Origin of the sequence: Micromonospora sp. NBRC 107095, from assembly GCF_030269705.1 — a bacterium.
Classification (GTDB): Bacteria; Actinomycetota; Actinomycetes; order Mycobacteriales; family Micromonosporaceae; genus Micromonospora; species Micromonospora parva.
In genome coordinates this window covers 253,559-266,307 of the sequence record NZ_BSTU01000006.1, presented here as the reverse complement: position 1 = coordinate 266,307, position 12,749 = coordinate 253,559, and the positions used below count along the sequence as shown (strand labels likewise).

Below are 12,749 nucleotides of genomic sequence, written 5' to 3'. Positions count from 1 at the left end.
CGGGCGGGACTCCGGTCGCCGGAGCCCGCCCGCACGCTGGTTGGGCTACTTGGCGGCGGCCTTCTTCGCGTTGGTCACCGCGTCGGTCCAGCCCTGCGCCGGGCTGCGCTGGCCCAACTCCACGGTCCGTACGGCGTTCTCCACCTCGGTCCGGACGGCCTGGTTCTTCGGGCCCATGTAGACCGGCTTGAGGCTCTTCGCACCAGCGCCGAAGATGGTGCCCACGGGCGCGTCGGAGAAGTACGCGTTCTTCGCGCCGGTGATCGCCGGGTCGTCGAGCGCCTGCGGCGAGGAGGGCAGCGGACCCTTGGCCTTGAACGCGCCGATCTGACCCTTGGCGCTGGTGAGGAACTTGGCCAGCTCGATCGCCTCGGCCTGGTGCTTGCTCTGCTTCGGCACGGCGAGGTGCGACCCACCCCAGTTGCCACCGTTGCCGGGCACCTGGGCGATGTCCCACTTGCCCTGGGCGCCGGTGCCGGCGTTGGCCTCGATGACGCCGGTCATCCAGGCGGGGCAGGCGATTGTGGCGAACTTCGACTGCTTGAAGGCGGAGACCCACTCCTCGGACCACGATCCGTACTTTCCGGAGAGGCCGGAGTCGATGATGTCCATCGTGGTGTCCCACGCCTGCCGTACCGACGGGTTGCTGTCGACGACCAGGTTGTTGCTGGTGTCGTAGTAGCTGTAGCCGGTCGTGTTTCCAGCGGTCTGCAGCAGGATGGTGTTGAAGGTGTTGGTGGCCGCGTCGAGGAAGGACGCCCCGGTCTTGGCCGCGACGAACTTCTCGCCGGTGGCGATGTAATCCGGCCAGGTGGGCCAGAGCTTGGAGACGGCGTCCCGCTCGGTGGGCAGGCCGGCCTTCGAGAAGAGGTCCTTGCGGTAGCACATGGCGATGCCGCCGACGTCGGTGCCGAGGCCGATGAGCTGCTTGCCGTCGGCGGTCAGGCCGGCGTTCCACTTCCACTCGAGGAAGTTGCCCTTGAGGTCGGCGGCCCCGTGGTCCAGCAGGTTGACGAAGTTGTCGGGGTTGGCCTTGTACTCGACCAGCAGCCCTTCCTCGATGGCCACCACGTCACCGGCCCCCCGGCCGGCGGCGAGCCACTGGGTCAGCTTCGGCGAGTACTCGTCGAGGTTGGTGCCGGTGCCCCGCTCGACGATCTTCACGTCCGGGTTCGCGGCCATGTACTCCTGGTAGAGCTGCTCGTAGCCGAACTGGCCGAAGACGTCGACGGTCAAGGTGATCGGCCCGTCGCCCTGCTCGTCGCCGCCGCCGCAGCCAGCGGTGACGAGCAGGGCGGTGGTGGCGGCGAGGGCCACCGCGGCGAGGCGGCGGCGCGGGAAGACAGCCATGGGTTTCGACCTCTCTCAAGGCGGGCGGGTGGTGGCAGATGATTCAGAGAGCGCTCTCACGACACTGTGGTAGGTCGCTGACCCGCTGTCAAGAGAGCGCTCTCACGAGGTCACGAGGCCGGCCCCACACCGACGAGGGCGCCACCCCCGGATGGGGGTGACGCCCTCGTTCGTGACGGGTCGGTCAGCCGGTGCGCAGACCGTCCAGCAGGGTGCGGTCGCCGACGACATCAAGCGTTTCGAAACTCACCCGCCCCCACAACGCCAGCAGCAGATCGCTCGCGGTGCCGCTGACCTGGGCACGGGCGTGATGATCGTCGTGGTCGAAGATGGTCGCGGTGTCGAGCAGCGCCACCCCCTCGCCGCGCAGCCGCAGATACCACTCCTGGGCCGCGTCCGTCGCGCAGAGCTGCACCACCCCGTGCCAGTCACCCGGCACCTGCCGCCGGCCCGCCGGGAGCCAGGTGTCCAGCACCTCGCTCACCCCGTCGGCGGCGAGCTTCGCCTCCACCGGGTCACCAGCCGCGATGGCGAGCTGCGCGTCCCAGCGGTGCACAGCCGTCTCGTGCGCCATCCGACGCGGCCAGAAACCGGCCTTCTTCGGCTGGGGCGCCCAGTTCCACGCCGGTGCCTCCGGGTCGAGCCCGTCGAAGAGGGTCATCACCCGGTCGTAACCCTGCTGCCACAACTGGAGCGCGTCCACGCCCGGATCGGCCTCAAGCTTCTCCCGCCGAGGCGGCTGGCTGGTCTGGCCGGTCCCGGCAAACGACGAAACCCACTGGTAGATGCCGGCCATGTGCAGCGTGAGGTCGTTCACCGTCCAGCCCGGACAGGACAGCACCGGTGTCTCCGGCGGCGCCTCGGCCACCGCCGCGGCGAAAGCCGGACCCTCCGTCCGGAGCGCCCCGATCCAGAAATCCTTGCTGCCCTGCAGTCTGCTCATCGCCATCCTCCCGGGGGTGCCGGGCGACCAGTGGGTGCCACGGCTAATTGTCAGCCTAAGGTGAAGGGCGTGCCAGACGCCTCCGCCCAGCCGACAACCGACGCCGATCGTGCCATCCCCGGTCCACTCGCCGGCTACACCACCCTGCGAACGGGTGGACCGGCCGCGCGGATCGTGGCCGCCGGCAGCGCCGACGAGATCGTCCGCGCGGTGCGGACCGCGGCAGAGCCCGTCCTGATCCTCGCCGGGGGCAGCAACGTGGTGATCGGCGACGCCGGCTTCCCCGGCACCGTCGTCCTGGTGCGCTCCCGTGGCGTGCGGGTCATCGCCGAGGACGCCACCTCGGTCACCGTACGGGTCGACGCCGGCGAGCCATGGGACGACCTGGTGGCCACCACTGTCGCCAACGGCTGGTCCGGGCTGGAGTGCCTCTCCGGGATCCCCGGCTCGACCGGCGCCACCCCGATCCAGAACGTCGGCGCGTACGGCCAGGAGGTCGCCGAGACGATCACCGGCGTCGAGGTGTACGACCGGATCCAGGGCACCCGCCAGGTCATCCCCGCCGCCGACTGCGGCTTCGCCTACCGGGGCAGCATCTTCAAGTACGTGGACCGGTGGGTGGTGCTCTCGGTCGACTTCCGGCTCACCAGATCCCCACTGTCCGGGCCGGTGCGCTACGCGGAACTGGCCAGGGCGCTCGGCGTCGAGGTGGGTGACCAGGTGCCACTGGCGGACGCCCGGGCGGCGGTGCTGCGGCTGCGCGCGGGCAAGGGGATGGTGCTCGACGCCAACGACCCGGACACCCGCTCGGTCGGCTCCTTCTTCACCAACCCGGTGCTCGACCGGGCGACGTACGACCACCTGGTGGAACGCGCCACCGAGTTGGGCGACCCGCCCGCCTGGCCCGGCGCGGACGGCCTGGTGAAGGTGAGCGCCGCCTGGCTGATCGACAAGGCCGGCTTCGCCAAGGGCCACCCGGGCGAGGGTGGGGTGGCCATCTCCAGCAAGCACACCCTGGCGCTGACCAATCGCAGCGGCACCGCCCACACCAGCGACCTGCTCGCCCTCGCGGCCACCATCCGTGACCAGGTGCACGCCCGCTTCGGCGTGACCCTGCACCCCGAACCCGTCCTCGTCAACTGCACCCTCTGACCTGGGAGCGGGCCTAAAGCGGGCCTACCTCCGGGTCAGGGGAGGGGCCAGGGGAGGGTCAGCTCGCCGTGGCGCCAGCGGGTGCGGGTGTCGAGGATCGGCCAGCCCTCCTCGCGGAGCTGGGTCACCGCTCGCAGCCAGCGTTGGCGGGGGCCGAAGGTGGCGTACGGGGCGGCGGCCTGCCAGGCGTCGTCCAGGGCGCGGATCAGCGCGTGCACCGGCTCACCGGGCACGTTCCGGTGGATCAACGCCTTGGGTAGCCGCTCGGCCAGCTCGGCAGGGCTGCCCAGCGTGGTGAGCTTCGCGGCCAGGGTCAGCGTCCGTGGGCCCTCGGCGTCGATCAGCAGCCAGCTGGCGAGCCGCCCCAACTCGTCACACGTGCCCTCGACGAGCACTCCACCGGGGGCGAGCGCGGCGGTCATCGTCCGCCAGGCTTCGGCCACCTCGCTCTCGTCGTACTGTCGCAGCACGTTGAACGCGCGGACCAGCACCGGCCGGAGCCCGGCCAGCTCGAAACCACCCCGGGCGAACGTCAGCCCGGGTGGATCGGCGGCCGGTGCCGCAGCTGCCACCCGGGCCGCGTCGATCTCCAACCCGACCAGCCGAACGTCCGGACGCACCCCGGCCGCCAGCCGGGCGCGCAGCTCCACGGCGGTCACCGGGGTGGCGCCGTAACCGAGGTCGACCACCAGCGGGTCGTCCGCCGCCAGCAGCCGGTCGGCGCAGGTCGCGACGATCCAGTTGTCCACCCGGCGAAGTCGGTTCGGGTTCGTCGTGCCGCGCGTGACCACCCCGAACGGTCGCCGCCGCGCTGTAGGGCTCATGTCGACCTCAGGGCCAATCTCCGTTCGCGGCTGCGGGCTCGCAAACGGCTCACTCCTCGCGCTTCACTGTGCGGGTCTCTGTTCGCGGCTGCGGGGCTCGCAAACCCGGCTCACTCCTCGCGCTTCACTGGCCCACTCGGTGCACCTTGTACTGGGCCGCCTGGGCCCGTGGCCGGACCACCAGCCGGTCGACGTTGACGTGCTCAGGTCGGGTGGCGCACCAGGCGATGCAGTCGGCGACGTCCTCGGCGACCAGTGGCCCCGGCACCCCGGCGTAGACGGCGGCTGCCCGTTCCGCGTCACCCTCGAAGCGGACCAGCCCGAACTCGTCGGTCTTCACCATGCCCGGGTCGATCTCGATGACCCGCAGCGGCCGGCCACACAGCTCCAGGCGGAGCGTGCCGGCGATCGCGGTCTGCGCGTGCTTCGCGGCGGTGTAGCCGCCCCCGCCCTCGTACACGGTCAGGCCGGCGGTGGACGAGACCACCACGATGGTGCCGGAACCGGAGGCTTCCAGCGCCGGCAGCAGCGCCTGGGTGACCCGCAGGGTGCCGAGCACGTTCACGTCGTACATCCACTGCCAGTCGGCGACCGAGCCGGACTCCACCGGGTCCAGTCCGCGTGCCCCACCAGCGTTGTTGACCAGGAGGGTGACCGGCCCGGGTGCCTGCGCGGCGGCTTCGGCCAGCCGGGCCACCGACTCGTCCGAGGTGATGTCGCAGGTCACCGCGGTGGCCTGCCCGCCGGCGGCGGTGATCTCGGCGACCAGGTCGGTGAGCCGTTCGGCGCGGCGGGCGGCGGCGAGCACGTGGAATCCCTCGGCGGCGAGCCGGCGGGCGGTGGCCGCGCCGATCCCGCTGGACGCTCCCGTGACGATGGCGACTGAGGTCATCCCGACATTGTCACAGTGGGCGTGCCACCGGCCCCGACCGGGCGTGCGGCAGCCATCGGCGGGTGTCCGGGTGATGAGGTCCGTCACCCCGGGGGGCCGCGCCCGGGAATTTCCGTAGGCCGATGGGGAAGATGGCACCGGGCGTACAGGTTGACCGAGAAGCGCCGGTCGTGCGAGACGGCATCAACCGTGACGAAGGAGCGGATGTGGCGGAAATGCACACCGGTGTCGGACGTCAGCGAGGTGCCCAACCGTGGCCCCGGCCTCGCCGCATCGCCACCCTGTCGGTACACACCTCGCCCCTGCACCAACCCGGCACGGGTGACGCCGGCGGCATGAACGTCTACATCCTCGAAGTCGCCCGGCGTCTCGCCGAGGCCAACGTGGAGGTGGAGATCTTCACCCGGGCCACCTCTGGTGACCTTCCCCCGGTGGTCGAGATGGCGCCCGGGGTGCAGGTCCGGCACATCACCTCCGGCCCCCTGGAAGGGCTCACCAAGGAGGACTTGCCCGGTCAGCTCTGCGCCTTCACCGCCGGGGTGCTGCGCGCGGAGGCATCCCGCCCGCCCGGCCACTACGACCTGATCCACTCGCACTACTGGCTCTCCGGCCAGGTCGGCTGGCTGGCCAAGGAGCGCTGGGGTGTGCCGCTGGTGCACACCGCGCACACCCTCGCCAAGGTCAAGAACGCCCAGCTCGCGGCCGGTGACCGGCCGGAGCCCAAGGCCCGGGTCATCGGCGAGGAGCAGGTCGTCGCCGAGGCCGACCGGCTGGTCGCCAACACCCGGGTCGAGGCCACCGACCTGCTCGACCGCTACGACGCCGACCCGACCCGGGTCGCCGTCGTGCAACCGGGCGTCGACCTGCGCAGGTTCCGGCCCGCGTCGGGCGACCGGTCCGCGGCCGCCCGCCAGGCCCGTCGCCGGCTGGGGCTCCCGGTCGACGGGTACGTGGTCGCCTTCGTCGGTCGGATCCAGCCGCTCAAGGCCCCCGACGTGTTGATCCGCGCGGTGGCCGCGCTGCGGGAGCGCGATCCGGTAGTGGCCGACCAGGTGACAGTGGTGATCTGTGGTGGGCCCAGCGGCAGTGGGCTGGACCGGCCGACCGCTCTGATCGAGTTGGCCGCCAAGCTGGGGGTCACCGACGGGGTGCGGTTCCTGCCACCGCTCACCGGGGACGACCTTCCCGCCCTGTACCGGGCGGCGGATCTGGTCGCGGTGCCGTCGCACAACGAATCGTTCGGGCTGGTCGCCCTGGAGGCGCAGGCCTGCGGTACGCCGGTGCTGGCCGCCGCCGTCGGCGGGCTCGTCACGGCCGTACGGGACCAGGTCAGCGGGGTGCTGATCGACGGGCACGACCCCGTCGACTGGGCGCGTGCGCTGGGCAGCCTGCTGCCGAACCGGGCACTCCGGTCGGTGCTGGCCCGAGGCGCCGAGCAGCATGCCCGGCATTTCTCCTGGGACCGTACGGTCGCGGGTCTGCTCGGGGTCTACGGCGAGGCGATCGCCGCGCACCGCGCCCGGCTCGCCGCCGACCTGGCATGCGACCCGGCGCTCTCCTGCTCCTGGTGACCGACGACGTCGGTCGCCACCCGGTGCGCGGGCCGGGTCGGTCGTAGAGTGGGTCCGGTGAGCCCGAAGAGCGATCTTGCGACCCTGATCGAGTCGGTCTGTGCCGAGCGTGACCTGGCCTGGGAGTCGACCGGCCCCAACTCGTACGCGGTGACGCTGCCGGGCACCCACAAGCTCAAGACGGTCTGCAACCTGATCGTCGGCGAGCACGCGCTGCGGATCGAGGCGTTCGTGATGCGTCAGCCGGACGAGCGCCGCGAGGAGCTGTGGGCGTGGCTGTTGCAACGCAACGCCCGGATGTACGGCGTCTCCTTCTCCACCGACGCGGTCGGCGACGTGTACCTGACCGGTCGGGTCAACCCGGCCGGCGTGGACGCCGACGAGTTGGATCGGCTGCTCGGCGCTGTCCTCACGTACGCCGACGAGTCGTTCGACACGATGCTGGAGATCGGCTTCGGCAGTTCGATCCGGCGCGAGTACGAGTGGCGGGTCAAGCGGGGCGAGTCGACAGCCAACCTGGCCGCCTTCGCCCACCTCTTCGAGCCCTCCGGCGCCGGCCCCGACCCAACCTGACGCGACATCCGCGCCGTTGGTGTCGTGGATGCGGCCGTCGCGGTGTGCGGATACCGAACACCGGTAGTCCCTGGAGCGTGATCCACTCGGTTTTCCTGATAACGCGGTATCCGAGCGACGCGGATGGCGCGACTTCAAGAAAACCGAGTGGATCACGGGCGGGGCTCAACCCGCCCGACGGCCGACGCCCCTGCGCGCCGGATCCAGCATGGCGAACTGTCGGTGGTTCGGAGTGCTCCTGACGGGTATGCCGCACCGCGCGGTGCGGCAAGGGACCCCCGCGCGCCGATGACGGAGTGCCAAGGAGCGGAGCGTCCCATGGCTCAGCGGAACAGCTCAGGTCGCGGCGCGACTGCGACCAGGACGAAGCGACAGGCCGGCAACCAGACGCCGGGTACGCCAGGAGTCTCCGAGTCGGAGATCTCCCGCATGCGGGTGGACGACATCCGCGGACAGCTGCGCAAACGCGGGGTCTCCGGGATCTCCGCCCTGCGCAAGCCCGACCTGGTGAAACAGTTGGTGCGCTCGATGCGGGCCGGCGCGGGTCGGAGCAGCACCGGCCCGTCGGGTCGGGCCACCGGCACCCGGGCGTCGGCGGGTCGCGCCGCGGCCACCAAGAAGTCGGCGGCCAGGCCGGCATCGAGCCGGGCGAAGGCCGCGCCGGCGAACAAGAGCGCGCCCGCGAAGCGGGCTGCCGCAACGAAGGCGACCGCCGCGCGGAAGTCGACGGCGGCCGCGAAGAGGGCACCGGCGAAGAAGGCGACCGCGAGGAAGACGACGACGGCGTCGACGGCCGCACGTAAGACCACGACCGCGAGCAGGACGACCGCCGCCCGCAAGACCGCGGCGGCGCGGAAGACCACGGCGGCCCGTAAGACAGCGGCGGCGCGTACGGCGCCCGCGCGGAAGGCGCCGGCGAAGAAGGCACCGGCGCGGCCGGCGGCGAAGCGTGCGGCGCCGGCCAAGCGCACGGCGGCGAAGCGTGCGGCACCGGCCAAGAGCGCGACCAAGCGTGCGGCGCCGCCCAAGAGCGCGGCGGCCAAGCGTGCGGCGCCGGCCAAGAGCACGGCGGCCAAGCGCACGTTCACGCGATCGACCGGTGGCGGCACGGCGGCCGGCGGGATTCGGACCGGACGGGGTACGGGTCGGTCGGTCCGCAGTTCGCAGGTGATCTCGTCGACCATGGATCGGCCGGAGCGGCCGGGGCGGAGTCTGATCACGGCGAACCACGAGGTGATCAAGCGCTGGGCCCGGGACCGCGGGGCGAAGCCGGCGACCATCGCCGGCACCGAGCGGGATGGTCGGGCGGGGGTGTTGACCTTCAACATTCCCGGATACCGGGAAAGCAGCCGGATCCGCGAGATCACCTGGGATGAGTGGTTCTACACCTTTGACCTGCGGCGACTGAACCTGATTTATCAGGAACAGTTGCGAGACGGTCGGCAGAGCAACTTCTTCCGGACCGAGTCACCCGATCGGGAAGACGGTTGAGGTGTTTGCGGGAATGGCCGGCGGGTAGACGGCTGTTGCCAACGGACGAGGCCGGAGCAGCGGATACTCGCCAGTTGTGACCGGCGAGACAGCCGTTCTGGGTTGAATCCAGAATCCGGGCGAACTAGCTTTATTGCACCGCGCCACGTTTGGAAACGTTCGGGGGAGCGGCGGATCGATCAGATCCGCGCACCAGACGAGGCGCGAGGGGACGGGTGGAATAACCGTTGGGGGACGGTTCCCACCTGTTTGGACCGGCGGCGTGAGCGGGCGATGCTTACGGGGGTGAGTGTTGCCCGCCGCCGCCGGCCCCGCCGGCAGGCGCCCACCACGACCTCAGGGACGTGGTGGGCGCTTTGCGTCGTTATCCGGTCGGTACGCGGTCTGCGGCGTTCTTCGGTTCCGGGTCGGTGACCCGGCGCAGGGCGGCCACGTGCCGCTCCCGGGGCGGTCCGGCGAGGAGGTGCCCGAGCGCGGCCAGTAGGCCCAGCCCACCCACGATCAGCCAGTGCCGGTCGCCGAGGTGCTGAAGGCTCACCCCGCCGAGGGTGGGCGCGACGAACGCCGCGGCCGGGAAGGTCAGGTAGAAGACCGACTGGTAGCGCGCCCGTAGCTGTGGTGGTGCCAGGTCGGCGTTGATCTGTGCGTTGGGCGGGGCGGCGAGCATCGAACCGACCGTCCAGATCACCGCGGCACCCAGGTAGACGGCCAGTTCGTCGGCGATGGCGAGCGCCCCGAAGCCGAGCGCGAGCAGCGCGGTGGAGGCGGCCAGTACGACGTCCTTGCGGTGCCTGTCGATCAGTCGGGGCACGAACAGCTGCCCGACCACGATCAGCGCGCCTCCGAGCGCCACCACCAGCCCGTACGCCGATGGCCCCAGGCCGTCCGCGCGCATGGCCAGCGGCATGATCGTCGACGTCTGCATGGTGAGTACGGCCAGCACGAAGGTGAGCCCGACGAAGACCAGGAAGGTGCGGTCGGTGAGCGCGGTGTGCAGTCCCGGTCGACGCACCCGGACGGACCTCGGTGCCGCGCGGGTGGCGGGCGGAAGGCCGGCGGCCGGCTGGGCCAGCCGCAGGGTTTCCGGCACCTTCCAGGCGATCACGGCGGCGGCGGTGAGGGTGGCACCCGCGTCGACCAGGAACAGCGCCGTGAAGCTCGCCTCGGCCAGGATGCCGGCGAGCAGCGAGGCGACCGCCATGCCCAGGTTGAACGCCCAGAACTGGAGGTTGAACGCCCGCGAGCGGCGCTCGGCGGGCACCACGTCGACGATCGCGGCGACGAACGCCGGGCTGGGCATCGAGTGGACCACGCCGATCAGCGCGGAGAGCACCGCGATCAGCAGCAGTGGCCGGGTGAAGGCGAGCGCCACCATCAGGCCGACAGTGGCCAGGTGCGCGGCGAGCAGGGTTGCCCGGCGTCCCCAGCGGTCGGCGAGCACCCCGCCGAACAGGACGCCGGCCGCCCCACCGGCCCCGTACGCGCCGACCACGGTGCCGGCCAGACCTTCGCTCGCGCCGCGTACGTCGGTGAGGTAGAGCGACAGGAACAGCATGGCGAACGCGCCGGCCCGGTTGATCAGGAGGCCGGCCCAGAGGTACCAGAAGGTGGCGGGGAGCCCGCCTGCGGTGTCGTCCCACCAGCGCCGCAGGGCGTGCACCCGACCTCCCGACAGTTCAGACTGTTAACTGTTTCCACTGCACAGTAGGAAGTCCGGCCCCGACACGCCAGCCGTTAAGCCTCGGCGGGCAACGGTGACCGGGTCGCGGTGGCCGGTGCCAGTGCCTCACCGGAACGGCGCAGCGCGGCTGCCCGCCGCTCCCGGGCCGGGCCCGACACCAGGTGGGCGACAGCGGTCAGGAGGCCGAGCGCGGCGCAGCCGTACCAGAGCGTGTCATTGCCGGCATGCTCGCGGACCAGGCCACCGAGGATCGGCGCGCTGGCCCCGGCGATCTGCCACGAGAGGGAGAACACGCCCTGGTAGCGCCCGCGTAGCTCGGCCGGGGAGAGTTCGGCGATCAGCGTGGAGTTGGAGGGCGAGTTCAGCATCTCGCCGACCGTCCAGATCAGCACTGTCAGCCCGTAGAACCAAGCCGTGCCGGCGAACGCGGTCAGCCCGAACCCCACGCCCATCACCACGGAGGCCAGCGCGAGCACGTGCGAGCGGCTCCGGCCCCGGATCAGTCGGGGTACGAAGAGTTGGCCGACCACGATGAGGATGCCGTTGAGCGCGATCACCGAGCCGTAGGTGGCCGGGCTCAAACCGTCGTCGCCCATCGCGATCGGCAGCATCGAGATGTGCTGGAGGAACACCAGCGCGGCGAACAGGTTGAGCGCCACGAAGCCGAGGTAGACCCGGTCGGTGAGAATCGTGCGCAGGGCACCGCGTGGGGCAGCCTTCGTGGCGGTGGCGGGGCCGACCTGGCGGGTCTCCGGCACCTTGCTGAAGATGATCAGCGCGGTGATCAGCATGGTGGCCGCGTCGACCACGAACAGCAGCAGGTAGTTGGCCTGCGCGGCGAGACCGGCGAGGACGGCGGCGCAGGCGAAGCCCAGGTTGATCGCCCAGTAGTTGAGCGAGAAGGCGCGCAGTCGGTCCTTGGCTGGGACGACGTCGATCATCATCGCCCCGAACGCGGGCCGGGCCGCCTCGGCGAACATGCCGAGCAGCAGTGCGCCCAGCGCCACCGCCCAGAGGTCCCGGGCCAGCCCGAGCGCGAGCATCATGGCCGCCGCGCCCACGTGCGCGGTCAGCAACGTCGGTCGGCGGCCCCACCGGTCCGCGAGAGTGCCTCCGGCGGTGGTGCCGAACGCCCCGCCGACGCCCCAGAGGCCAATCACCAGGCCGGCCTGGGAGGCCGAGAAGCCACGTTCCTGGGTCAGGTAGATCGCGAGGAAGACCAGGACGAACGAGCCGAGCCGGTTGATCAGGGTGCCCGACCACAGGTACCAGAAGGTGGTCGGTAGGCCGCCGGTGGTGTCCCGGAACCAGCTCCGCATCGTCCGCATATGGCGCCCCGCTTGCAAGTAATGACCGATGTGACTGCTGCGCCTTACAACCCTAGTGGCGGGCGGATCCGCTGGTCACCCGCTTTTTCACGTGGTGGTCGTCACGACGGCTGCCCGCGTGTCCCCGCAGCGGTTGAGGCAGGATGATCCGCATGACTGCGAGCGAAGGGCCCACCATCGGGACGCTGGTCCTGCTGCGACACGGTGAGAGCGACTGGAATGCCAAGAACCTCTTCACCGGTTGGGTCGACGTCGACCTGACCGAGAAGGGCGAGGGCGAGGCGCGGCGCGGCGGCGAACTGCTGCGCGAGCACAGCCTCCTGCCGGACGTCGTGCACACCAGCGTGATGCGCCGTGCGATCCGCACCGCCGAGCTGGCGCTCAACGCCGCCGACCGGCACTGGATCGCGGTGCGCCGGTCGTGGCGGCTCAACGAGCGGCACTACGGCGCCCTGCAGGGCAAGAACAAGAAGCAGACCCTCGACGAGTACGGCGAGGAGCAGTTCATGCTCTGGCGCCGGTCGTACGACACGCCACCGCCGCCGATCGACGACAACGACGAGTGGTCGCAGGTCGGTGACCCGCGCTACGCGCTGCTGCCGACGGAGCTGATGCCGCGCACCGAGTGCCTCAAGGACGTCGTCGAGCGGATGCTGCCCTACTGGTACGACTCGATCGTGCCGGACATCCTGGCCGGCCGGACGGTGCTGGTGGCCGCGCACGGCAATTCGCTGCGCGCCCTCGTCAAGCACCTCGACCAGATCTCCGACGAGGCGATCGCGAAGCTGAACATCCCGACGGGCATCCCGCTGCGCTACGACCTCGACCCGCAGCTGCGCCCGCTGACCCTGGGCGGCACCTACCTCGACCCGACCGCTGCGAAGGCGGCGGCCGCGGCGGTGGCCAACCAGGGGCGCTGAGCTACCAGAAGGGGCCCCTCGTTC

11 protein-coding genes are annotated in these 12,749 nt (G+C 71.2%); 5 read left to right on the top strand and 6 right to left on the bottom strand.

Features of this window, described 5'->3' with window-relative positions:
* Positions 1–45 precede the first annotated feature (45 nt).
* Both QSK15_RS26940 and QSK15_RS26935 read right to left on the bottom strand, forming a co-directional pair.
* Entirely contained in the window at positions 46–1,350 is a 1,305-nt protein-coding gene (locus QSK15_RS26940; RefSeq protein ID WP_285796883.1) for an ABC transporter substrate-binding protein, read from the bottom strand.
* Between the two features lie 184 nt (positions 1,351–1,534).
* Entirely contained in the window at positions 1,535–2,293 is a 759-nt protein-coding gene (locus tag QSK15_RS26935; RefSeq protein ID WP_285796882.1) for a maleylpyruvate isomerase family mycothiol-dependent enzyme, read from the bottom strand.
* Positions 2,294–2,407: 114 nt separating this feature from the next.
* Between QSK15_RS26935 and QSK15_RS26930 the strand changes: the two genes are divergently transcribed.
* Positions 2,408–3,445: a UDP-N-acetylmuramate dehydrogenase gene (locus QSK15_RS26930; RefSeq protein ID WP_285797148.1), complete on the top strand. Its 1,038-nt coding sequence runs from the start codon at positions 2,408–2,410 to the stop codon at positions 3,443–3,445.
* A 35-nt stretch (positions 3,446–3,480) separates the two neighbouring features.
* Here QSK15_RS26930 and QSK15_RS26925 read toward each other — a convergent pair whose 3' ends face one another.
* Together QSK15_RS26925 and QSK15_RS26920 are read right to left on the bottom strand one after the other, a co-directional pair.
* Positions 3,481–4,269 (bottom strand): class I SAM-dependent methyltransferase, encoded by a 789-nt coding sequence (locus QSK15_RS26925; protein ID WP_285796881.1) that lies wholly within the window; start codon positions 4,267–4,269, stop codon positions 3,481–3,483.
* 124 nt (positions 4,270–4,393) lie between these two features.
* Positions 4,394–5,161, bottom strand: a complete 768-nt coding sequence (locus QSK15_RS26920) for an SDR family oxidoreductase (RefSeq protein ID WP_285796880.1) — start codon at positions 5,159–5,161, stop codon at positions 4,394–4,396.
* 206 nt (positions 5,162–5,367) lie between these two features.
* On the opposite strand from QSK15_RS26920, the gene mshA reads away from it, so the two are divergent.
* The 3 genes from mshA (at position 5,368) to QSK15_RS32555 (ending at position 8,796) form a co-directional block, all read left to right on the top strand.
* Entirely contained in the window at positions 5,368–6,732 is a 1,365-nt protein-coding gene (gene mshA, locus QSK15_RS26915) for a D-inositol-3-phosphate glycosyltransferase (protein ID WP_285796879.1), read from the top strand.
* 57 nt (positions 6,733–6,789) lie between these two features.
* Positions 6,790–7,305: a type III secretion system chaperone family protein gene (locus tag QSK15_RS26910; RefSeq protein WP_030329687.1), complete on the top strand. Its 516-nt coding sequence runs from the start codon at positions 6,790–6,792 to the stop codon at positions 7,303–7,305.
* Between the two features lie 528 nt (positions 7,306–7,833).
* A complete protein-coding gene (locus QSK15_RS32555) occupies positions 7,834–8,796 on the top strand; it encodes a hypothetical protein (protein WP_352232235.1) in 963 nt (320 codons plus the stop codon).
* Positions 8,797–9,160: 364 nt separating this feature from the next.
* Here QSK15_RS32555 and QSK15_RS26895 read toward each other — a convergent pair whose 3' ends face one another.
* Positions 9,161–10,456 carry an MFS transporter gene (locus QSK15_RS26895; RefSeq protein ID WP_285796877.1) on the bottom strand — a complete coding sequence of 432 codons (1,296 nt, stop codon included), beginning with the start codon at positions 10,454–10,456 and terminating at the stop codon, positions 9,161–9,163.
* Between the two features lie 74 nt (positions 10,457–10,530).
* Positions 10,531–11,805 (bottom strand): MDR family MFS transporter, encoded by a 1,275-nt coding sequence (locus QSK15_RS26890; RefSeq protein WP_285796876.1) that lies wholly within the window; start codon positions 11,803–11,805, stop codon positions 10,531–10,533.
* Between the two features lie 152 nt (positions 11,806–11,957).
* Here QSK15_RS26890 and QSK15_RS26885 point away from each other — a divergent pair, with 152 nt between their 5' ends.
* Positions 11,958–12,725: a phosphoglyceromutase gene (locus QSK15_RS26885; RefSeq protein ID WP_030329691.1), complete on the top strand. Its 768-nt coding sequence runs from the start codon at positions 11,958–11,960 to the stop codon at positions 12,723–12,725.
* Positions 12,726–12,749 lie beyond the last annotated feature (24 nt).